Annotated in this window: 21 protein-coding genes and 2 tRNA genes; 9 read left to right on the forward strand and 14 right to left on the reverse strand. The window is 47.0% G+C overall.

The window, feature by feature from the left end; all coding sequences use genetic code 11:
* Positions 1-91: 91 nt before the first annotated feature.
* The 9 genes from ABF86_RS01975 to def form a co-directional block, all read right to left on the reverse strand.
* Positions 92-167 (reverse strand) — tRNA-Glu (locus ABF86_RS01975).
* A 25-nt stretch (positions 168-192) separates the two neighbouring features.
* Positions 193-268, reverse strand: a tRNA-Ala gene (locus tag ABF86_RS01980).
* A 127-nt stretch (positions 269-395) separates the two neighbouring features.
* Entirely contained in the window at positions 396-1661 is a 1266-nt protein-coding gene (locus ABF86_RS01985; RefSeq protein ID WP_011633507.1) for a sigma-54 dependent transcriptional regulator, read from the reverse strand.
* Positions 1662-1762: 101 nt separating this feature from the next.
* Positions 1763-1969, reverse strand: coding sequence for a hypothetical protein (locus ABF86_RS01990; RefSeq protein WP_041353415.1), 207 nt, complete (start codon positions 1967-1969; stop codon positions 1763-1765).
* Positions 1962-4136 carry an ATP-binding protein gene (locus ABF86_RS01995; protein WP_011633508.1) on the reverse strand — a complete coding sequence of 725 codons (2175 nt, stop codon included), beginning with the start codon at positions 4134-4136 and terminating at the stop codon, positions 1962-1964. Before ABF86_RS01995 ends, ABF86_RS01990 begins: the two co-directional genes overlap by 8 nt.
* 9 nt (positions 4137-4145) lie before the next feature.
* Positions 4146-4751, reverse strand: a complete 606-nt coding sequence (locus tag ABF86_RS02000) for a DUF4390 domain-containing protein (protein ID WP_011633509.1) — start codon at positions 4749-4751, stop codon at positions 4146-4148.
* Position 4752: 1 nt separating this feature from the next.
* Positions 4753-6033, reverse strand: coding sequence for a 16S rRNA (cytosine(967)-C(5))-methyltransferase RsmB (rsmB, locus tag ABF86_RS02005; protein WP_074456075.1), 1281 nt, complete (start codon positions 6031-6033; stop codon positions 4753-4755).
* A gap of 12 nt (positions 6034-6045) precedes the next feature.
* On the reverse strand, positions 6046-6996 hold the full coding sequence (gene fmt, locus ABF86_RS02010) for a methionyl-tRNA formyltransferase (RefSeq protein WP_011633511.1): 951 nt from the start codon (positions 6994-6996) through the stop codon (positions 6046-6048).
* Between the two features lie 62 nt (positions 6997-7058).
* A complete protein-coding gene (def, locus tag ABF86_RS02015) occupies positions 7059-7565 on the reverse strand; it encodes a peptide deformylase (protein WP_011633512.1) in 507 nt (168 codons plus the stop codon).
* Positions 7566-7739: 174 nt separating this feature from the next.
* Here def and ABF86_RS02020 point away from each other — a divergent pair, with 174 nt between their 5' ends.
* From ABF86_RS02020 to ABF86_RS02035, 4 genes are all read left to right on the forward strand, one after another.
* Positions 7740-8768, forward strand: a complete 1029-nt coding sequence (locus ABF86_RS02020) for a LysM domain-containing protein (RefSeq protein ID WP_011633513.1) — start codon at positions 7740-7742, stop codon at positions 8766-8768.
* 98 nt (positions 8769-8866) lie between these two features.
* Positions 8867-9988, forward strand: coding sequence for a DNA-processing protein DprA (gene dprA, locus ABF86_RS02025; RefSeq protein ID WP_074684675.1), 1122 nt, complete (start codon positions 8867-8869; stop codon positions 9986-9988).
* A gap of 81 nt (positions 9989-10069) precedes the next feature.
* The gene (locus tag ABF86_RS02030; protein WP_011633515.1) at positions 10070-10528 is read left to right on the forward strand and encodes a DUF494 domain-containing protein; all 459 of its coding nucleotides are present in this window, start codon (positions 10070-10072) and stop codon (positions 10526-10528) included.
* A gap of 127 nt (positions 10529-10655) precedes the next feature.
* Positions 10656-13154: a DNA topoisomerase III gene (locus ABF86_RS02035; protein WP_011633516.1), complete on the forward strand. Its 2499-nt coding sequence runs from the start codon at positions 10656-10658 to the stop codon at positions 13152-13154.
* A 52-nt stretch (positions 13155-13206) separates the two neighbouring features.
* On the opposite strand, the gene ABF86_RS02040 is transcribed toward ABF86_RS02035, so the two are convergent.
* Positions 13207-13458: a hypothetical protein gene (locus ABF86_RS02040; RefSeq protein WP_011633517.1), complete on the reverse strand. Its 252-nt coding sequence runs from the start codon at positions 13456-13458 to the stop codon at positions 13207-13209.
* Between the two features lie 351 nt (positions 13459-13809).
* On the opposite strand from ABF86_RS02040, the gene aroA reads away from it, so the two are divergent.
* The 5 genes from aroA (at position 13810) to pyrF (ending at position 19223) form a co-directional block, all read left to right on the forward strand.
* Positions 13810-15111 carry a 3-phosphoshikimate 1-carboxyvinyltransferase gene (gene aroA / locus ABF86_RS02045; RefSeq protein WP_074684676.1) on the forward strand — a complete coding sequence of 434 codons (1302 nt, stop codon included), beginning with the start codon at positions 13810-13812 and terminating at the stop codon, positions 15109-15111.
* Between the two features lie 79 nt (positions 15112-15190).
* On the forward strand, positions 15191-15865 hold the full coding sequence (cmk, locus tag ABF86_RS02050) for a (d)CMP kinase (protein ID WP_074684677.1): 675 nt from the start codon (positions 15191-15193) through the stop codon (positions 15863-15865).
* A 100-nt stretch (positions 15866-15965) separates the two neighbouring features.
* Positions 15966-17678, forward strand: a complete 1713-nt coding sequence (rpsA, locus tag ABF86_RS02055; protein ID WP_011633520.1) for a 30S ribosomal protein S1 — start codon at positions 15966-15968, stop codon at positions 17676-17678.
* Between the two features lie 9 nt (positions 17679-17687).
* Positions 17688-18005 carry an integration host factor subunit beta gene (locus tag ABF86_RS02060; protein WP_011633521.1) on the forward strand — a complete coding sequence of 106 codons (318 nt, stop codon included), beginning with the start codon at positions 17688-17690 and terminating at the stop codon, positions 18003-18005.
* 522 nt (positions 18006-18527) lie between these two features.
* On the forward strand, positions 18528-19223 hold the full coding sequence (pyrF, locus tag ABF86_RS02070) for an orotidine-5'-phosphate decarboxylase (protein WP_011633522.1): 696 nt from the start codon (positions 18528-18530) through the stop codon (positions 19221-19223).
* Here pyrF and ABF86_RS02075 read toward each other — a convergent pair.
* The 4 genes from ABF86_RS02075 to ABF86_RS02090 form a co-directional block, all read right to left on the reverse strand.
* Positions 19218-20258: a phytoene/squalene synthase family protein gene (locus ABF86_RS02075; protein WP_011633523.1), complete on the reverse strand. Its 1041-nt coding sequence runs from the start codon at positions 20256-20258 to the stop codon at positions 19218-19220. The genes pyrF and ABF86_RS02075 overlap by 6 nt on opposite strands.
* A gap of 21 nt (positions 20259-20279) precedes the next feature.
* On the reverse strand, positions 20280-21533 hold the full coding sequence (gene lysA, locus ABF86_RS02080; protein ID WP_011633524.1) for a diaminopimelate decarboxylase: 1254 nt from the start codon (positions 21531-21533) through the stop codon (positions 20280-20282).
* Between the two features lie 144 nt (positions 21534-21677).
* Positions 21678-22277 (reverse strand): ABC-type transport auxiliary lipoprotein family protein, encoded by a 600-nt coding sequence (locus tag ABF86_RS02085; RefSeq protein WP_041353660.1) that lies wholly within the window; start codon positions 22275-22277, stop codon positions 21678-21680.
* A complete protein-coding gene (locus ABF86_RS02090; protein ID WP_011633526.1) occupies positions 22277-23182 on the reverse strand; it encodes an MlaD family protein in 906 nt (301 codons plus the stop codon). The genes ABF86_RS02085 and ABF86_RS02090 overlap by 1 nt, the downstream gene beginning before the upstream one ends.
* Positions 23183-23205: the final 23 nt, after the last annotated feature.

Here is a 23205-nt window from a genome sequence, read left to right on the forward strand (position 1 = left end):
TACGCAGGGATTGCGCAATAGAACAAGATTGATCTTCCACCCGGCATGCTGGACAGATTATATGAATATTGATGACGCCAGGATTTGTTGATGGCGTCCCCAAGGGGATTCGAACCCCTGTACCCACCGTGAAAGGGTGGTGTCCTAGGCCTCTAGACGATGGGGACCAGTATTGCGGATAAAGTAAAAAGCTGGTGGAGATAAGCGGGATCGAACCGCTGACCTCTTGCATGCCATGCAAGCGCTCTCCCAGCTGAGCTATACCCCCGGTTAAGACAAGTCGGCAATTATACTGATCGCCCTATTTATTGTAAAGCTGCCTGTTGGAATTGCTAATTTTCATATGGTCCTGTATTCAGTTAGGATTGAAGATTGCTCCCCAGTTCCGTGTTCTTTTAATAATTTTGGCTGCGCGGCTTGATGCCCAATGTTTTAATTTTCCGGTAAAGATGAGTACGTTCCAAGCCTGCGCGCTCAGCAACACGGGTCATGTTGCCGTTTTCCTGTTCGATCAGTTTCTCAAAATAATTCTTTTCGAAAATATCCCGTGCTTCGCGCAGCGATATGTTGAGCGGAATATCTGAAACAACAGACACGGCTTCGCGTGAGGAGAATGCCAGGGCCTGTTGTACAGCATCGACAGAGATCTCATCATCCGCACAGGTTAGCGCCAGTGAATGCACGATACTTGTCAGTTGTGCAAGATTGCCTGGCCAGTCATAATTACGCAGTGCATTAAGTGTAGCTGTACTGAAATGCATGAGAGGTACTTCTCCTGATTCAATCCAGCTTGAAAGCAATTGGTTGGCTATTTCCGGCACATCTTCGCGGTGAGCACGCAAGGGAGGGATGGTGATACAGAGATTGCTCAGTATTTCAAACAGTTTTGGGTGATAGGCTCCCTGCGCCGTCAACTCTGCCAGAGAGCGTGTTGTTGCACAAACCAGTCGTACCCCATATTGCTCCAGCTTGCCGAGCAGCAGTAACAAGCCTTTCTGTTCCAGTTTGCTGAGATCTCCAACTTCTCCGAGGAAAAGTAATCCGCCTTTTGCCTGTTCCAATTGTGCCAAAGGGCTTTCTGCAAGGAATGAACAGGATTCCGGAGCAACCCAGGCCGTGTTAGGACGATGCAGGAATCGTGCGCAGTGTTCCACGCCAACCCCCGGCTCGCCGGTTAACAAGACGGGAATTTTAAGGTTTTCCACTTGCTCTAGTTTTTTTCGCAGCTCCGTGATTAGTCCGCTGTGTCCCAAATGTGACAGGGAAAGAGCCGGCGAAGATTTATGTTGTCTGCCGCCGCGCATGACCTGCCCGACCGTATTGAGTAATTTCTGCAGTGGAATTGGTTTTTCCAGATAACCAACTGCACCGACACGGGTTGCTTCTACTGCTGTATCAATTGTGCCGTGGCCAGACATCATGACGACCGGCATGGTCAGGAGGCCGTTATTCGCCCAATCTTTCAGCAGTGTGATGCCGTCTGTATCCGGCATCCAGATATCCAGCAATACCAGATCGGGGCGTGTCTGGTTGCGATAGTTTCTCGCCTGTTCTGCATTTTCCGCGAGTGCAACGCTGTAACCTTCATCCCCCAGTATCTCGGATAATAATTCGCGTATCCCCAGCTCATCATCCACAACGAGAATAGTGTTATTGGCCATGTGATCCTTATCCTTTCATGTGACTGGGGTACGAGAATTTGTTTCTGCGGGCGGTATCCATCCCTGTTTACGCTTGTTATGGTGCAGATTCAGATTCAGATTCAGATTTGATTCCAGCCTTCTGGTCGGGTGTTGTCCCGGAGCTCTGTTGTTAAGAGTTTTCGATTTTGTAAATGGCGATGGACTGCTTTGGGCAGAGCAGTTATCTCTATATTGTGCCTTGCATGTTTTGCCTGTGCAAAATTTTGTGAAAATGCCAACTGATTTACTTTGCAATCTGCAATTGGATCACTGAGCATCTCAGGCATGAGCTGCCTCAGATGAAACATGCGAACTGTTGTGGAGGAATGCAGGCAGAATGATTGAAACCTGTGCACCATGCGGCTGAATATTTTGTATTTTGACAGTGCCACCGTGCTCATCCACAATTTTTTTGACAATCGGCAACCCGAGCCCGGTACCTCTTGGTTTGGTGGTGACATAGGGCTCAAATACATGTGTTTTGACCTGCTCCGGGAATCCTTTGCCATTATCAGTCACACTCAGCTCGATTCCGTTATTAACGGATCTGGTCCGCACAGTAATAGCAGCTTCTTTTATATTGGCCAGTGCATCTTGCGCGTTCTGCAGCAAGTTGTGAATGACTTGACGCAACCTCGCCGGATCTCCTCTGACAGGGGCAAGCTCTCCTGCTAGTTCTATCGTGATTGGCGGCAGTGGTGATTCGTTTTCTGTGTTGTCAGTCGTCTGATAAAGCGCCAGAATCTCCCGTACCAGCCGGTTGATATCTACCTGGTATAACTCGGGTTCAGGTACTCGTGCGTATTCCCGGAATTCGTTCACCATTTTTTTCAGGGCTTCAACCTGATTCACGATTGTTTCTGTAGAACGCTTCAGAATTCTGGCATCTGGCTCGTCGAGTTTGCTGATCAGCTTATGCTGCAAACGCTCAGCGGATAACTGGATCGGCGTAAGTGGATTTTTAATCTCATGCGCCAGGCGTCGTGCTACTTCTCCCCATGCTACGGTACGCTGGACTTGTAACAGGCTGGTGATGTCGTCGAATACCACAACACCGCCACCGGATGCCTGGGGTAGGCGAGAGCCTCGCAGAAGCAGCACCTGCTCCTTATCTGCATTGAAGTGCAATACTTGTCTTTGCCATTCACCAACCTCTTCAGAATCAAAGCCGCTTCTTATTTCCCCGGCCAATAACCGCAATCCCGCTTCCTGTTTGGCGCATTCTTCTATGGTTAATCCCTCGAAATTGGTCAGCGGAATTTGCAGTATTTGCTCTGCACTCTGATTGACTGCACGTATTCTCAATACTTTATCAAAGACGATAACACCTGATGACAGATTGGCCAGAATATTTTCGAGATAGGCACGTGCATTTTCAATTTCCTGTTGATGCTGCTGTGCGATGGTGCGTGCGGCCTCCAGTTGTTCAGTCATGAGATTGAATGATTCAGTCAAGATACCGAATTCATCGGTACTGTGAATCTGGTGTCGCCGGCTGAAATCACCCTGAGCTACGGCGCGTGTTCCTTCTGCCAATGACCCCAGTGGCGCGCTTAATTTTTCGCTGATCAGAAATGCACCGGCCAGTGCGGAAAACAGAGCAAGCAACAAGGCCAGGGTCAATGTTACGCTGTACAGCCGAGTCAATCCCTGACGAGACAGCATTAATTCCTGATAATCACTAAAGCCAGCCTGAACGATTTCCGCGTTGTGTGCGATGGATTGCGGCACCCGTTGCAGTACCTGTAGTACTCGGATATCTTCGTTGGCGCTTAGTATGTTGACTGGAACAAGTACTCGCAGATACAGCGTGTTATTCGCGAGTGTTTCGACCGCACTGTAATCCCTCTGCATCCGGATGCGCCGCATCGCTTCTGTATTGGGGATTTCGGGAAACAATACGGTATCATCCAAACCGGTAAAGGCGATGACCTTTCCATCCTGGTTGAACAGGGTAGCTTCCTGTATTTGTGATTGAATTAGAAGCTGATTCAAAACGGTCAAAGGAAATGATGACGGTTCAGCCAGATCAATTGCGGCGGCCCGCGCCTTTTTCTGCAATTCCTCCAGCAGGTTATCCAGTATCGTTTGCCCCAGCGTTAGTCCACCTTCCAGTGCGCGATCCACTTTGACATCAAACCAGGATTCAATACTTTTTCCCAGAAACTGTACTGAAATACCATACACCAGCGCGCCGGGCAGAATGGCCATCAGGGAAAAAACCATCAGAAGCCGCAGTGCCAACTTTGAACCGAATACACCAGTCTTGAGTCTGCGCCGTAATCGTCCGAGTAGAAATCCAACGATTCCAATCAAGAGCAGCAGAAAAATTACGATGCTGACAATCAGCCAGCGGTAATGGCGTTCAAAAAATTCGGTATTGGCTCCGGCTGAGGCCAGCAGGAATAGCATAATGGTACTTAATCCTGCGACAACGAAAATAACGTATTTCATAAACGGGCTCTAACGATAATCAGATTCGTTGTCAGCTTCAGGGGTAGGCGGAAATGTAACCTGCCAGATTTTTTTTTCAGAAATGAGATTCCAGTCCTGAGTATCAAGCCATTCCAGTTGAAACGGTTTAGATAGCCGTGAGACATCCAGCCATACCTGCAGAACTGCGGTGTAAGTGGTGTCCGGGAGGAGTGGGGTGTGTTCCCTGATCAAAAGATCTGGCTGATGTCCCAAAGCCTGTAATGCAGCTTTTAGTGTTGGAAAATTTTGTGACTGGCCGCGTTGAACCAGGCGATATTGCCTGGTTAGTGCCTGATAGCTGAGCGTGGTTCTTTCTTTATAGCGAGCGACTTCTTCATTCAGCCAATACCAGCGTGGTTTCATAATCAAAAGCCGGGTGACGAAATAAAGATCGACCCCCTTTTTCAGGGCTTGCTTCATCGTTTTGCTCAAACCAATGTCAGCCTGGACATCGATATAAAAGCGTTTGCCTGATTCTTTAAGCTGGAAAGACTCTATTTCTATATGTCCTTTGGCGGCAAGTGTGGTTGATGAAAACAGCACGATTAACAATAAAACGATACTGAGCCAGGGACTCCTTATGTCAGCGTGCATGTCAGTTTTTTTGGAGCAAGGCATAAAAAAAGCCATCATGGTGCGGTCCCGGCAGCAGCTGGCCGTTGTTAATTTCTTCGTGGGAGCAGGGTAATCTGCTGGCATCCTGATGGATTGACAGGAATTTTTCAGTAATCAGGTTATTTTCTTCATTGAATACGGAGCAGGTGGCATACAGCAGTTTTCCTCCATGCCGCAGTAATGGCCACAGTTCATTCAATATGGTTGTCTGAATTTGTGCGAAGTTATCTGTGTCACCTGGTCTTCTGAGCCATTTGATATCCGGGTGGCGGTTGACCACGCCTGAAGCAGAACACGGGACATCAGCCAGGATTCGATCATACAATTGGCCATTCCACCATTGCGACGGATTCATTGCATCGCCACAAATCAACTGATAATCAGTTATTTGCAGGCGAGAGAAATTTTCTGTCAACCTGGTAAGCCGATCTTCATATTTATCCAGCACCGTCAATTTGATATTTTCAGTTAACTCAGCCAGATGGGTGCTTTTTCCGCCTGGTGCGGCACAGGCATCCAGCACACGCATCCCTGCTTTGACATCCAGCAGGGGGGCGGCAAATTGTGCGCCCGCGTCCTGTACAGTCACCAGTCCTTCGGAAAACCCGGGTAATTTCTCCACAGAGACCGGCCTGATAAGTTGCAGGGCACTGCCCCCCAACCATTCGGAGCCAATCCCCTGAGCATCCAGCATTGCCTGATAATGATTAACCGAGGTGCGTAACGAATTAATGCGTAAAATCATAGCAGGGTGCTCATTGCCTGCGAGCAGAATGGCTTTATAGTCCTGCGGATATTGCTGACGCAGTTTGTCAATCCACCATTGCGGATAGGAATAGCGGGCGACTTCATTGCTCTTGATTTGATCAAGCAATAAAGTGCGCTGCCGCATGAAATTACGTAACACAGCGTTGATCAATCCCGATGCGGCAGGATTGCGTGTGATTTTGCGGGAAGATGACACGGCGTGATCGACAATGGCATGTGCCGGGGCTTTGCTGTAACAAAGCTGGTAGAGTGCGATTGCCAACAGGTAATGAAGTGATTTGTCTTGTGCCGGTTTATTTAATAATTGATGAAGGATGGTGTCAAGCTGACCATAATGGCGGAGCGTGCCATAGGCAATGTCCTGAATGGCGCCGCGTTGTTGGGGCGTAAGCCGGGAATTGATCTGCCAGATGTTACGCAATACTTCGTTCAGATTGGCGCCTGCAAAAACCTCCCCGATTGCCTGTATGGCCAGTAATTGAATTTCAATCATTTTCAAGAAAAATCACAGGTGACCCTGTGTGGTTTTTTGGAAATGTTCTCCAGGTTGTAGAGGGTGTCCGGCAAGGAATTGCGCAGCAGTCAGTTTTTTTCCACCTGCTTTTTGCAGAATGTTGATGGATAAAGCATCTCGTCCGCATGCCACGATTATCCCGTTATGGTCAGCAGCAATAATCTCACCGGCCTGACGGGTGTCGCTGCGATTGATGATATTGGCCTGCCATAGTTTGATCATGCTGCCATGCAGGCTGGTAAATGCGCCGGGATACGGGTTAAATGTCCGGATCATCCGGTCAATATGGGTGGAATCACGTGTCCAATCGATCTCGGCCTCGGATTTTCTGATTTTTGCTGCATAACAGGCGCTTGCATTATCCTGTAACGTGGGAGTTAGTTTGTCCTGATCCAGCAATGTCAGGGTTTCCACAATACATTTACCACCCAGATCAGCCAGCTTGTCGTGCAAGGTGGCGGCAGTGTCATGTGGTTCTATGAGAAATGCGCGTTTTAGCAGAACTGCTCCGGTATCCAGCCCTTGATCCATTTGCATGATGGAAATACCGGTTTCTGCATCACCCTCCAAAAGAGCGCGTTGAATAGGGGCGGCGCCACGCCAGCGTGGCAGCAGGGAGGCGTGGATGTTGATGCAACCGTGACGCGGGATACGCAATACCGCTTCCGGTAATATTAGTCCGTAGGCTGCGACAATCATTACGTCAGGCTTGAGTGTTTCAAGTTGTGTTTGTATATCCGGTGACTTTAATGTTTCTGGTTGTAATAGTGGAATGTTGTATTGCTGCGCCAGTATCTTAACCGGACTTGCCTGTAGTTTCATGCCGCGTCCAGCCGGTCGATCCGGTTGGGTCAGGACCAGGAGGATATCGAATCCTGATTTTTGTACTGCCTCCAGGGCTTTCGCCGCAAAAACGGGAGTGCCTGCGAAGATGATTTTCATGCGTGACCGTGCTCGCTGGATCAATGTGAGTTACCGGAATATGAGCGCTGGTTGGTATCTGGTCAGGCAATTTGTTTACGCGCCTGTTTTTTTAGCTTGCTCAGAATACGGGATTGCTTGAAAGGTGATAGATATTCGACAAATACCTTCCCGATAAGATGATCCATTTCATGCTGAATACAAACCGCCAGCAATCCGGTTGCATCCATTTCAAATGATTTTCCATCAATATCAGTTGCCCGGACAGTAATCTGTTCGGCGCGAGAAACTTTGTCAAAAATACCGGGTACGGAAAGACAGCCTTCCTGTGTTTCCGATTTTCCTGTGCTGGCGATAATTTCCGGATTGATTAAAACCAGCAGTTCGTCACGAGTTTCGGAGGTATCAATTACGACGACTCGCTTATGAACATCCACTTGGGTGGCTGCCAGGCCAACACCGGCAGCGGCATACATGGTTTCGGCCATATTGCTGGCCAGGATGCGTATTTCCCGAGTGACTGATGGTACGACGGCTGCAATTTTATGCAATCGTTCATCGGGATATCGAAGTATGTTCAGAATTGCCATAACAAATTTGCATAGTTCAAATACTGGAGTTTTGGGGAAGGTTCTATCATTGTGCACTGGTCAATTTTTATGATCAATCCGGTGCTCTGTCCAGTCTGGTGATTTTGTGGTTCGTCCGGAACAAACAAAATAACTTTACTTTTCCGGGTACCTTGATGGAGATGAAGAACCCTTATGCGTACTTTGACAATTATATCTGCGATTTTGTTTATCAACCTGTTTTCCGGGTTGTCTTCTGCGGCTGGTGAAACCAGATTGCGAGAGAATGCACCTGAGCATTACCAGGTTGTTCCCGGTGATACGCTCTGGGGCATTGCTTCCCGGTTTCTCAGAGAGCCGTGGCGCTGGCCTGAAATCTGGCGGATGAACCGTGAGCAGATCAGGAATCCGCATCGGATTTATCCAGGAGATGTCATCATTGTGGAAAATACTTTGTATGGCAGCCGCCTGAGAATGGCAAGTGAAAAAGGTACCGTCCGGCTTTCTCCCGGGATTCGCGTTGAGAAGTCAGCGGTGCGGGCCATTCCTGGTATTCCTGCTGAGAAAATAGAACCTTTTCTAAGTCAACCACTGGTAATCGAAAAGGGTAGATTGGATGGAGCCCCTGTTATTTTAGGAGCAAGTGATGATCGGGTGATTCTGAGCACCGGTGACAAAATTTATATACGTGATCTGCCCGTTGATCAGGGTGTAATCTGGCAGGTATTTCGTGACGGGAAGGCATTAACTGATCCTGATCGCGATAATCGCATCCTGGGTTATGAAGCAGTTTATCTGGGGACTGTTGAAATTACTGATTTTGCAGCTATCAGTACCGCAATAATTTCCCGTTCGGTACAGGAAATTCTGAAAGGCGATCGTCTGCTTCCGCTTTCATCGGCAAAAATAGATAATTACTTGCCGCATGCCCCTGATTTTTCCGTGGTCGGTCGAATCATTTCAGTTTATGGTGGAGTGAATGAAATTGGCGAGAATATGATTGTTACGCTTAATCTGGGGAGCAACAGTGGAATTGAACCGGGGCATGTATTGGCTGTTTATCACGAGAACAATATTCGGTCGCATGAGGGAAAGCAGATTGGTTTGCCTGATGAGCGGGTGGGTTTAGCGATGGTTTTCCGTGTATTTGATACAGTTTCCTATGCGCTGATTATGCAGAGTACCCGGTCAATCAAGGTGGTGGATGTTGTAAAAACACCCTGACAAGGTGGTGCAAAGTTACTATACTCGCCCGCGTGTTAATTTTTGTAGTACAGCTTTTCAGTTGTTTAAAGTTGTTATCGGGATGAGTTCTTTTTTCTATGCAGATTGACCGGGATATTGAATCTTGGCTGCGCCTTGGCCTGACAGAGGGTGTAGGGAGTGGAAGCTTGCGCCGATTGCTGGTCGCTTTTGGCGATCCAGCTGAGGTGCTTGCTGCAAATCAGCGTGCGCTTGAAGGTGTCGTAAAAAAAACAGTTGCCACCAGTATTTTTCAGCGCAAAGTGGATGAGGATAAGTTTGCCAAAACGATTGAATGGCTGCAAGACCCGCTTAATTCACTGATTACGTTAGCAGATCCGGATTATCCAGGACTTCTGCTCAATATTCCTGATCCCCCTCCAATCCTGTATTTTAAAGGCCAGCGGAAATTTCTGGCGCGACCGGCCCTGGCAATAGTCGGCAGTCGCAATGCAACGCCACAGGGATTTGCAAATGCCGATGCTTTTGCCGAGGCTGCCAGTAACGCAGGATTCTGTGTGATCAGTGGTCTGGCGCAAGGTATTGATACAGCGGCCCATCAGGGCGGGCTGCGCGGTGCGTCTTCCAGCATGGCTATTATTGGCACCGGACTTGATCTGGTCTATCCCTCCAAGAATCGTGAACTTGCTCATAAACTGGCAGATGAGGGTGCTCTGATTTCCGAGTTTCCCTTGGGGGTGCCCGCCATGAGCAAAAATTTTCCGCGCAGAAATCGTATCATCAGCGGTATGTGTCATGCATGTTTAGTTGTGGAAGCTACGTTGTATAGTGGGTCACTCATTACTGCCAGGCTGGCGCTGGAGCAAGGGCGTGATGTGATGGCCATACCCGGTTCTATCCATTCTCCTTTGTCAAAAGGCTGCCATGCGTTGATTAAACAGGGCGCGAAACTGGTTGAGAATATCCAGGATATTCTGGATGAATTGAATCATCAGCCGATACAACAAATTGAAGCTGCTCCGGCTAATCATAATGAAACGGGTGGATTGGTAAATGCAAGTGGTGATTGTATTGATGATACCGGGCTACTAATATATTTTGACTATGATTCCATCGATATTGATACGCTTTGCACACGCAGTGGCTTGACGGTTGAGGCGGTATCCGCCATGCTACTGATCTTGGAATTGGAAGGTAAGATTGGTAGTCTTCCTGGAGGAAGATACCAACGTGTTCGTTGATTCATTGAGTGTTTGGTAGTAATTCGTTACCCTGTTTAAGGTGTCTTGTAGTAATTTTAATTTGAGGTTGCAGGGTGGGCTATGTTCGATATTCTTGTTTACTTGTTTGAAAATTACTTCGATACCGGAAACTATCCGGATTCTGCTACGTTGACCCGGAAATTAACCATGGCGGGCTTTGATGACGAAGAAATTACGCTGGCACTTGACTGGTTGTCCGAATTTTCTCATCACGATACGGAGGGTTATCTGGCTGGGCTGGCTGAAAGCAATTCAATGCGCCATTTTACAAAAGAAGAGATGGAGATTATTGATACGGAAGGACGCGGATTCATTTTCTTTCTTGAACAGGCTGGTGTCATTAATCCGCTGCAACGTGAATTGTTAATCGATCGGGTCATCCGCATGGATGGTGATACTTCCAGCGTGGAAAAGATAAAACTGGTGGTGCTGTTTGATCTTTGGATCCAGAATCAGCTGGCCGACAGCAATACCATCGAAAAATTATTTGTAGTCAGTGATTCCCACCAGCGGCACTAATGCCTTGCAGATACTCTTTCCATCCAACCCGTTCATGACCGGCAGCCAGGAGACCGGATGATTTGATCGGCTGACGTAGCCCGTGTGTCAGTTGTTCATTGTGTCTATAGCAGTTTATAAGTACCTTATGAGTAAAAAACTAATCATCGCCGAGAAACCTTCTGTTGCTAATGATATAGCGCGTGTCCTGGGCGGATTTACCAAGCAGGGTGACTATTTCGAGAGTGATGAATATGTCTTGTCCTCCGCAATCGGGCATTTGCTGGAATTAATTGTCCCGGAGGAATATGAGGTTAAGCGAGGGAAATGGAGTTTTGATCATTTACCCGTTATTCCTCCACGCTTTGATCTTGCTCCGATCGAGAAAACCATGGATCGCCTCAAGCTGTTGAGCAAGCTGATCAAGCGCAAAGATGTTGATGTGTTAATTAATGCATGCGATGCAGGACGTGAAGGTGAACTGATTTTTCGTTATATCGTGCGTCATACTGGCAGCAAAAAACCGATTAAACGTTTGTGGTTGCAATCTATGACACCCGTGGCCATACGGGAAGCTTTTACAAATCTGCTGGAAGATAGCGAAGTGCAGCCTTTGGCAGATGCGGCCGTTAGCCGTTCTGAAGCGGATTGGCTAGTAGGTATTAATGGCACGCGTGTCATGACTGCATTCAACTCGCAGGAAGGCGGATTTCATAAAACGACAGTCGGGCGTGTGCAAACGCCTACACTGGCCATACTGGTTGAACGAGAAGAGGCGATCAAGAAGTTTGTGGCCAGGGACTATTGGGAGATTCATGCTGTTTTTCAGGCAGAAAATGGTTCCTATAAAGCAAAATGGTTTGATGAAAGCTTTAGCAAGCGTAAGGATGAATCTGAATCCAGGGCGGATCGGATTTGGGATCATGCCAGAGCTGAAGCGATTCGGGATAAATGCGATGGGCGAACCGGGATTGTTTCCGAAGAAAGCAAACCGACCAGGGAGAACTGTCCTTTACTATACGATCTGACCAGTCTGCAACGGGAGGCCAATAGCCGTTTTGGTTTTTCTGCCAAAACGACGTTAGGACTTGCTCAGGCTTTGTATGAGAAACATAAGGTGCTAACTTATCCTCGTACTGATTCGCGTGCACTTCCTGAAGATTATTCGGAAACAGTCAAGGATACGCTGCAGGCGCTGAAAGAATCACATTATGATCAGTTTGCCAGTCAGATTTTAAAATCTGACTGGGTAAAACCGAACAAACGGATTTTCAATAATGCAAAGGTTTCAGACCACTTCGCAATTATCCCTACAGCGCTGGTTCCAAAAAAACTCAATGAGGCGGAAGAGAAGCTCTACGACCTGGTGACCAAACGGTTTCTGGCAATTTTCTACCCGGCAGCCGAGTTTTTGGTTACAACCCGCATTACTAGGGTGGAAGATGAGCCTTTTAAAACGGAAGGTAAGGTTTTGGTGCATGCTGGCTGGCAGACTGTTTATGGCAAGGTGGAATCTGTCCGGGGGCAGGAAGAAGAGTCAGTGCTGGTGGCAGTGACACCGGGCGAAACGGTTCTAGCCCAGGAAGTAACTGCAGTTGCCAATCAAACGCATCCCCCTGCCAGATATAACGAATCCACGTTGTTATCCGCGATGGAGGGTGCCGGAAAACTGGTGGAAGATGAAGAGTTGCGTGCAGCCATGAGTACTAAAGGGTTAGGTACACCCGCTACACGTGCTGCCATCATAGAAGGCCTGATTCATGAAAATTATGTTGAGCGTTCAGGGAGGGAGTTGCAACCGACAGCCAAAGCATTCTCGTTAGTGACTTTGTTGCGGGGAATCAAGGTTTCCGAGCTGATTTCACCCGAGTTGACCGGAGACTGGGAATTCAAGTTGCGTCAAATTGAGCAGGGCCAGCTTAAGCGTGATGTCTTCATGGAGAAGATTGCTACGATGACTCGTCATATCGTCGAGCAAGCTAAAAATCATCGAGGTAAGACTATCAGCGGAGATTTTGCAACCCTCCAGGTACCTTGTCCTAAATGCAGTGGCGTAATAAAGGAAACCTATAAAAAATTTCAATGTCAGCAATGTGATTTTGCATTGTGGAAGATTCTGGCAGGGCGGCAGTTCGAGGTGAATGAAATGGAAACGCTGATTTCCACCCGCGAGGTTGGTCCTTTGTCAGGCTTTCGCAGCAAGATGGGACGTGCATTCAACGCCCTTGTCAGGTTGACAGATGATCATGAAATGAAGTTTGATTTTGGCAACGAAGCCACCCAAACAGAAGAGGAAGTTGATTTTTCGGCACAGCAAGTGCTTGGAAAATGTCCTCAGTGTGGACATTCTGTATATGAACACAAATTATTTTATGTTTGTGAAAAGGCGGTAGGGCCAAGCCCTTCCTGCAGTTTCAGAACTGGAAAAATTATTCTGAATCGCGCTATCGATACGGAACAGGTGATCAAACTGCTTCAGACGGGCAGAACCGATTTGCTGACAGGATTTATTTCCAAGAAAGGGCGGCCTTTTTCTGCTTACCTAGTTGTAGGGCCGGAAGGCAAGATCGGATTTGAGTTTGAGCAGAAAAAAGTGAAGAGCAAGCGTGCTGACGCTGTTCCGGAAACCGGTAAAGCAGCTTCTTGATCTGACCGGTAGATACCTTTCGTTTTTTTGTGTTCCCGGAACAGACGTCAGATCAGCCATATATATAAATAATATAGCGAACGATGCCTGAAACAGCGGTGATAAGGATGGACAGGCTGCCTACCAGCGCAAGTCCTTCGACTACGAAGAAAGATAGCGCGTGTCCCAGGCTCCTGTATTCTATTTCTCCCGATTCATTGCGGTGCCGGTCTTTGCGAATTTTAACCCAATAGAGAACCATAAAGGCAATCGGAAGGGCCAGTATCGAATAAAGCAAGTTGGCTATCGGTGCAGTATCTTCCATCAGTTAACCTCGTTGAATATGAATAAAGTTATTATAAGAATAAGGGTTGTATTGTATTTGATCTGAGGTGGCTTTAGTAGAGTCGGTTGCGTTAATGTTTCGGTGACAGATGTAAATTGTTAATTTACAGATAGGTTCATTCAGTAAGGATTATCGGTACAAAAAATATCCGGGGCTTAAAGTGGGTATAAATTCGGCTGGATAATCTAAAAACAGAATTACCACTTTAATGTACATTTGCCTAATTTGAAGATGATTCACGAAGCTGGATCAATTATTGTTGAACAAATGAAAAGAAATCATTATGTTTTGATTGATTCCTGCCTTTTACTGGCAGAAGGTCGCTAGCTTATGGAATGGCTTGATCTTCCTCTGGTTCGTTGTGCAGCAGGTAAGGTACGTTTGCCGGGTTCGAAAAGTATTTCTAACCGTGTTCTTCTGTTGTCTGCACTTGCTGAAGGCACTACAACGATCAGTAATCTGCTCGAATCCGATGATACCGGGCGGATGTTGGATGCTCTGAAGATGCTTGGGGTAGCTGTTACTCGCACTGATGAAGGTCAATATCTGATAACGGGGTGCAGTGGGAGATTTTCTGTAAAGGAAGCTGATCTGTTTCTGGGCAATGCCGGAACAGCCTTTCGCCCGTTAACTGCGGTACTGTCATTGATGCATGGTCATTATCATCTTTCAGGTGTGCCACGCATGCATGAGCGGCCGATTGGCGATTTAGTGGATGCGTTACGTCAAGTTGGGGCTGTAATTACCTATCTTGAGCGAGAGCATTTTCCCCCATTGGAGATCCATCCGGCTGCAATCCACCCAGCTGATATTCTTATCAATGGAAATATTTCCAGTCAGTTTCTCAGTGGATTGCTGATGGCGTTGCCTCTGGCTGGTGAACCAGCAACCATCATTGTCAACGGTACACTTATCTCACAACCCTACGTAACACTCACCATTGCGCAAATGGCCTATTTTGGCGTGCAGGTTGAACGGGAATCCTGGCTGCGTTTTATCGTGCCAGGGAATCAGATTTATCACAGCCCGGGAAAGATCGTTGTTGAAGGGGATGCGTCGTCTGCTTCCTATTTTCTTGCTGCCGGAGCTATAGCAGGTGGCCCGGTGCGTGTTGATGGCGTAGGACGCGATAGCTGTCAGGGAGATATCCGCTTTGTTGAAGCGCTGGAAGCGATGGGAGCTTGCATCAAAATGGGGAGTGACTGGATAGAATCCAGTGCCCCAGGCTACAGATCTGACGGCAAGGTTTTAAAGGCGATTGATTTTGATTGTAATCATATCCCTGATGCTGCTATGACACTGGCTACGACCGCATTGTTTGCGCAAGGGACGACTACGCTCAGGAATATAGCGAGTTGGCGGGTCAAGGAAACAGACCGGATCACTGCGATGTCAACAGAACTTCGCAAGCTGGGTGCTCAAGTGGAATCTGGCGATGATTTTCTGCGGATCACGCCGCCGGACGGCCCTTTGGTGGCCAATACTGTGATTGATACCTACGATGATCACCGGATGGCGATGTGCTTTTCCCTGATATCCTTGGGTACACCGGTGCGCATCAATGACCCACATTGTGTAGCTAAAACTTTCCCGGATTATTTTGAAAAATTCACAGCCATTACACACCAATAATTTCCAGAAGTGTATTGAACCCAAATTTCACAAGCAACAATTTAAATACCGGAAGTATCTTGCTTGGATCGAGTGAACCATGAAAAATCAATATGTTCCGGTAATTACACTGGATGGCCCTTCCGCATCAGGGAAAGGTACAATCGCCCGTCTTGTATCACAGGCGCTCGGGTTTCATTACCTTGATAGCGGTGCACTTTATCGTCTGGTGGCGCTGGCTGCCATGAAGCGCGGTGTAGATGCCGGTGATGAGCAAGGAGTGGTTGGTATTGCCCGAAGTCTGGATGTGTCTTTTGCAGATTCATCAATCCGGCTGGACGGGATAGATGTAAGTGATGAGATCCGTGCAGAAGCATGCGGAGAGTATGCTTCTAAAATCGCACAATATTCTGCGCTCAGAGTGGAACTGCTGGAGCGTCAGCGGGATTTCCGTAAACTACCGGGCTTGGTGGCTGACGGACGCGACATGGGATCAGTCATTTTTCCTGACGCCACTTTGAAAATTTATCTTACTGCCAATGAAGAAGAGCGCGCGCGTCGGCGTCATAAGCAGTTGATGGAGAAGGGAATAAATGCTAGTATCGCGCATCTTGTCCTGGCTCTTCGCGAGCGTGATGAGCGTGACAGCAAGCGTGTTGCGTCGCCACTGCAACAGTGTGAAGATACATGTTTGCTGGATACAACTGGCCTCAATATAGATCAGGTTGTCGGCAAGGTATTGGGTATGTATGCTGACTCCGGTAGTATTGAGTGACTTTGGAATTTAAGTTTTTCAGTTGTTATTTTTATTAACCAACCAACCTGTCCCCTTTTGTTTTTTAGAGGGGAATTGTTTACGATCGGGTATTTTTTAAATGACTATTGCAACCAGTGTAGCGGATTCTACAGAAAGCTTTGCCGAACTTTTCAATGAGAGCCTTTCGCATAAGGAAATGCGTGTGGGTGAAGTAATTACTGCTGAAATTATTCGTGTTGATTACAACTTTGTTGTGGTTAATGCAGGGCTTAAATCCGAGAGCTATATCCCGATTGAAGAATTCAAGAATGACAGGGGCGAGGTTGAGGCTCATGAGGGCGACTTTGTCAGTGTTGCTATTGAAGCGCTTGAAAATGGTTACGGTGAAAGCCGATTGTCGAGAGATAAGGCAAAGCGCCTGAATGCTTGGTATGAGCTGGAAGATGCCATGGAAAAAGGCACAATTGTTACCGGCATGGTTAACGGAAAAGTAAAAGGCGGGTTAACAGCCACAATCAATGGTATTCGTGCTTTTCTGCCAGGTTCCCTGGTGGATATCCGTCCGGTTAAAGACATGACACCTTATGAAAACAAGGAAATGGAATTCAAGGTGATCAAGCTTGATCGCAAGCGTAATAACGTGGTTGTATCCAGGCGTGCGGTGCTGGAAGAGACTCAAGGAGCAGACCGGGATGAGTTGCTGGCCAGTTTGCAGGAGGGGGCGGTTGTCCAAGGGATTGTCAAGAACATTACGGACTACGGTGCATTTGTCGATCTGGGTGGTATTGATGGATTGTTGCACATTACCGATCTTGCCTGGCGCCGTGTCAAACATCCAACTGAAGTTATCAATGTTGGCGATGAAGTTTCTGCCAAAATCCTGAAATTTGATCAGGAAAAAAATCGTGTGTCCCTGGGACTGAAACAGCTCACGGAGGATCCGTGGATTGGCCTTTCCAGGCGTTATCCTCAAGGTACGCGCATGTTCGGCAAAGTTACCAATATGACTGATTATGGTGCCTTTGTTGAAATTGAACAGGGTATCGAAGGCTTGGTGCATGTCTCGGAAATGGACTGGACCAACAAGAATGTTTATCCGTCCAAAATTGTGCAGCTGGGTGACGAAGTCGAAGTCATGATTCTTGAGATTGATGAAGATCGTCGGCGTATTTCACTGGGCATGAAACAGTGTAAACCTAATCCTTGGGAAGAATTTTCACTGAGTCATGAAAAAGGCAACAAAGTTACTGGTCAAATTAAATCTATTACAGATTTCGGTTTATTCATCGGGTTGCCAGGGAATATTGATGGTTTGGTACATCTGTCCGATCTTTCCTGGATTCAGACAGGTGAAAAAGCAATCAGTGAATTTAGAAAAGGTGATGAGGTGGAAGCTGTAGTGTTGTCCATCGATGTAGAAAAAGAGCGTATTTCTTTGGGTATCAAACAGTTGGAAGGTGATCCCTTTAATATTTATGTCGCTTCGCATGATAAAGGCAGCCTTGTCAAGGGTACCGTGAAATCTGTGGATGCCAAGGGTGCCGTTATTGCACTGACGGATGATGTAGAGGGTTATTTGCGCGCTTCTGAATTTTCTCGTGACAAGATCGAAGATATTCGTACTCGTGTTAACGAAGGGGATGAGCTTGAGGCCGCGATTATTAATATTGATCGTAAGAGCCGAAGTATCAGTTTGTCAGTTAAAGCCAGGATCCAGGAGGAAGAAGATAAAGCGATCAGATCGCTGGCTCCATCTCCAGCCAGTGCGGGTACTACTAATCTGGGTGCATTACTTAAAGCCAAGATTGATAGTAAATCTTCAGAAGAATAAAAGCTGGCCATGACGAAATCCGAACTGATTTCCAAGCTGGCGGAACGCTTTCCTCAGCTGCTGGCAAAGGATGCAGAATTAGTCGTCAAGATTATTCTGGATGCAATGGCGAAAAGCCTTGCCAGAGGGGAACGTATCGAGATTCGTGGATTTGGCAGTTTCGATCTAAATTACAGGCCTTCACGTGTCGGGCGCAACCCTAAATCAGGTGAAAAGGTTCATGTGCCGGAGAAATATGTTCCTCACTTCAAGGCAGGTAAAAAAATGCGAGAACTGATTGATTCCAGCCATAAACAGCATAACCTGCTTGATCAGGCTACAGGCTAGAAATCCGTGTCTCTTGAAAATAACGTTGCACCAGAAGAAAGCGTGTCTCATTTCTTTCCGATTTTTGTTGCGTAAATCTACAATATGCTCGGAAATCAGTGAATTACTGATCACGCTTTCCTGCGTGATTACTTGGAATAGGCAGGTGTTCCGAGTATGTTGCAATCAGATAAATAAGTGAGAGAGCGGCTTTAGGTTGATTTTATGGGTATTTCCGGGAACACTAATCGGAGTTGCTACAGGGTCTTTATGACCTCGTGTCTTCCTTTGTTTTACTTTTCTGAGTTGAATCAGAAGAAATGCACATATTTATGACCCTTGTACGCCTGATTGTTTTTTTGTTTCTACTCAGTGTTGCTGTCAAGAATTCCGAGAGGGTGACAATACACTATTATCTTGGAATGGAATGGGAAGTCCCTGTAGTAGTCGTGCTTTTCCTCTGTTTCGCAGCAGGTGCCCTATTCGGGTATTTATCCTGTCTCATTAAAAAAATCCGTAGGAAACCCTGATATTACTGGCTGTATGAATGATTCGCGTATTATCGTCGCACTGGATTTTTCTGACCAAGGCACGGCGTTGAATTTTGCAGCCACGCTGGATAGCAGACTTTGTCGGATTAAGGTTGGGAAAGAACTTTTTACCTTGGCAGGTCCACAGCTGATCGAGAAATTGATGCGACTGGGCTTTGATGTTTTTCTTGATTTGAAATTTCACGATATTCCGAACACTGTTGCGGCGGCCTGTAGTGTTGCGTCTAGTTTGGGTGTATGGATGATCAATGTACATGCGCTGGGAGGAAGCAAAATGTTGCTTGCTGCCCGGCAGGCGTTGGATGGAAAGAGAACCAGACTCATCGCTGTAACCTTGCTTACCAGTATGAATCATGATGACTTAAGTGAGCTAGGCATATCTGGCTCGCCGGAAATTATCGTGCAGCGACTGGCTCTGCTTGCACAGCGCTGTGGTTTGGATGGTGTGGTTTGCTCGGCGCTGGAAGCAGCCAGTCTGAGAGAGAAGGCAGGTAAGGATTTCTGGCTGATAACTCCCGGTATTCGATCATCAAATGATAATAGGGATGATCAGGCAAGGATTGCGACGCCGACTATGGCAATACGGAACGGGGCTAGCTACCTTGTTATAGGCAGGCCGATTACCCGGTCACCAGATCCGCTTAAAGCGCTTCAGCGATTTAATGACGAGATTGTTTCGGCTTTATAATTCAGTAATTTGTACTTCCGGCAGCTTTCTGGAAGATATTGAAAAAACCTTTCTAAGTGCCCAATCCTGACTGGCCAGAAGGCTGGTGATTAAAACGGTTGCTTTGACGCTCCTGCGAGAAATTTTTACCTGTACCCCAGCAGTAAAATTACGCTTGTTATTAATTTTATTTAAAGTAAGTACAGCCATACCTATTGCCCACAGACAGAAGCGGCGTATCCCTGTTTCATGCGATGGGATCAGGCGGGTGTAGATCATCGCGTTGTGCAGATGTGATTTTGCAATACCAATCAGGGTACCCAGTCCATCATGAAAACCTTGCGCGCAACGGCCTGGTTGTAAATTATCGAGATCAAACCCTTCTTCCAGAAAAATATCTCTTGGTAACCAGCATGCCCCTCGTTTTCTGTCTTCCCAGATATCTTTCAGAATATTGGTCATCTGTAATCCCTGACCAAAAGATACAGCCAGTTTCATCAGGGTCGATTTATGTTGATTGATTTCTGGGGAGTAATCACAGAATAATTCAGTCAGCATTTCACCAACCACACCGGCAACGTGGTAGCAATAAAGATCCATCTCGGCCAGGTTTTCAAGGCCTGCCAAAGATTCTTTTTCCTGATATGCGGCCATTCCTTGCCCCATGATACGAATACAGCGTTCCAGCGCCTGGCGCTGCACAGAATTGAAGCTGTGTGTCATTCGTATGACGGCAGGGGTATTCTTGATGAGATCATGCTCTGCTGGAATAGTGTGTTCTGAAAGTAGAGGGTACAGGGCTTGTGCAAAAATTTCAGCTTCGATGCTACCGCTGACGACCTCGGTGAACATTCCAGCCAGTTCGCGTGTTTGCTCCAATGTGAGGGCGCTATCATCCTCAACTGTATCGACAATGCGACATAACAGATAGGCATTTCCTATCACTGCACGCAATGCTGGCGGCAATTGAGGAATAGTGAGCGCGAAAGTGCGTGATACGCCTTGTAGAATGAATTCCTGGTAGCGCGCATCGTCGAGTGTGGTGATATCCGACATAATTGGAGTTATGTGCGGGTTTCAGGTTGGTATCTTTTCCAGAGCATATAGATCTTCTATTGTTTCACGTGCACGAATGAGATGTACTGAGCTGCCGTCCACCATGACTTCAACTGCACGTGGGCGGGTATTGTAATTTGAGCTCATACTCATACCATACGCGCCTGCAGACATAACGGCCAATAAATCATTACTTTCCAGAGTCAGGTTACGGTCATGGCCGAGAAAATCGCCTGTCTCGCAAACAGGTCCGACGATCTGGTAAATTTTTGTCTCTCCTGTACGCTTGGCGATTGGTAATATTGAATGATAGGCCTGATACAGAGCTGGCCTCAACATGTCGTTCATTGCAGCATCAACAATTGCGAAATTGCGGTGTGGTGCGTGTTTGAGATAATGCACTCGGGTCAGCAGTAGTCCGGCGTTCCCTACCATTGAACGTCCGGGCTCGATAAGCAATTGCTGCGGATAATTTTCTGTAGCCGCGCATAATGCCTTGACATACTCCTCTATCGTGGGAGGGATTTCCAGATCATAACGAACTCCTAGTCCTCCACCAAGATCCAGGTGCTCAATGGAAATACCTGTTGCTTGTAATCGTGCCAGCAAATCCAGCATTTTATGGGCTGCTTCAATGAATGGCGCAATTTCAGTCAATTGCGAGCCAATATGACAATCTAGCCCTGAGACACGGATGTAGGGGAGCTGTTGCGCTATTGCGTATATCCGTTCAGCCTCTGCAGCCGGGATACCAAACTTGTTTTCCTTCATTCCTGTGGAAATGTAAGGGTGAGTGTTAGCATCCACATCCGGGTTGACGCGCAGACTGACTGGCGCGATCTTTCCCATTTGTCCGGCAATTTCATTCAATGCGATCAGTTCCATTTCTGATTCAACATTGAAACAGAAAATATTGGCCGCCAGTGCTATACGAATTTCCTCAAATGTTTTGCCTACTCCAGAGAAAACCGTTTTTTGCAGATCGCCTCCTGCTTTCAATACTCGCTGCAATTCCCCGCCAGAGACGATATCAAAGCCGCTGCCCAAGCGGGCAAGCAGGTTCAATACAGCAAGATTTGAATTGGCTTTTACTGCGTAGCAGATCAGATGGTTTCTCTGACCGAAGGCGCGATCAAAGCTTTGGTAAGCCGTGCGGATTGCCGCACTTGAGTAAACATAGCAAGGGGTGCCAAACTCAGCTGCAATTGCTGTCAGTGGAATTTCTTCTGCAAAAAGCTGGTGGTTTCGATAATTAAATGAGCTGAAATGGCTCATGACTTTTCCTGCTTATTGTTTTTAACGGGTTGATCCTGTGGGAGATAAAGTGAACTTTTATAGCCACAGGCAGACAGGAGCAACTGTAATAAAAGAATCAGACCAAGTATGCGCATCATTGATTAGCCAAAGATACTGTATTCATTATTGACGAATGTCGGATAACCACTGTACCAGCTCATTCAACAAGTTGTCACTTACCTGAATAAAGGCTGTAACTGCACCCGCTGCATCCGCTGTTTGAGTTTCTTGCCTTCCCAGAAAGTGCTGGTGTGCAATTGGCAAGCGTGAGGTTGGTTCATACAGAGAAGCACGTAGTTGAACAACAACCTGGCTATTACCCGGTGTATTAAAAATCTGGGTGAACTCACCCAGATCAATTTTTAACAGATAGTTTACAGGCGTATCGTCTTTATGGTGTCTATCAATGTTTCCAGTCGCAAAATACTGCCTGAAGCGCTCGGTCAACAGTTCTGCTGGTGGTGCATTCCAGCGACTGTCAGCATAGGTATAGATGCGGGCAGGATCATGGTAGGCAAGCCGGTAATGGATTGATTGAGTATCCAGCCAGACGGGTGCGGCGATATCTATAATCTGAATAGTCGCTTGAGAGGACAGGGAAGATCCGAGTGTGATAGCAGATGGCGGGCCAAGATCGTAAACTGAGACGGAGGATGGTGCTTTGGGTGTCAAGGTACACCCTGTCAACAAAATAGCCAGAAGGGCAATAGAAACTTTCGTCATCATTTTATCGGCTGTGGTGGCGTGAATCCTGGTTCGCCAGGGCCAGGCAAGGCGGGTGGTTTGCCAAATACCAGGCTTTGTGGATGTGCTTCCAGCAAATTTAGTAATTGATTCAGTTTGCGCGTACTTTGCGTGACAGCCTGGCCAGTTTCATTCAGGCTATCCAGGGTGTGAGCCATCTCCAGCGATCCTTGGGTCAGGTTGTCTATTAATCCTTGCTGCTGATTCAGTTTTTGTAGTACCTGGCTGGTATTTTCCATGACCTGACGAGTTTGCCTGAATGTCGACGTGAATTCGCCAGTCAACTGCGGCAAAGCTTGCAAACCATTCTGGAGCTCTTCTGTCAATTTGTCATAATGCTGAACTGTCTGTTCCAAGTGGCTTAAAATCTTGCCAATATGCGCCTGATTTTTTTTATTAAGCAGATTGTTTATCTGCTTAATTACTGTGTTTGAATTCTTGAGGATTTCTTCCAGAGAGTCGGAAAGGGTTTTGATAAGTGAAGATCTCAGGAAAATATGTGCCTCGTTTTCCAGATAACCGGCTCCTGCTTCAGAGACATCATCATTCAGTTCGACGTAAGTCAATCCGGTGATACCCTGGCTGGCCAGCTGTGCGTAGATATTTTTGGGAAGCGTAACGTGACTGCTGACAGCGATACGGACGATGATGTTGCGTATATTTTCCTTATCAAAGTAAATTTCTTCGACTTTCCCAATATTTACTCCACGGTAACGAACGGATGCTTCCGGATTCAATCCGGATACAGAGCCACCAGCAGAAATCAGAAAATAATGATTGTGATTAATATTGTCACGACTAAGCCATTTGACCGCCATGACCGCCGCTACTCCCAGGAGGAGTACGAACAGACCGGCAGCAAATGCGTGTGCTCGGTTCTCCATCAGGTTCTCCTGTGATTAACTCA

It is taken from the genome of Nitrosomonas sp. GH22 (genome assembly GCF_009833115.1).
Lineage (GTDB): Bacteria > Pseudomonadota > Gammaproteobacteria > Burkholderiales > Nitrosomonadaceae > Nitrosomonas > Nitrosomonas eutropha.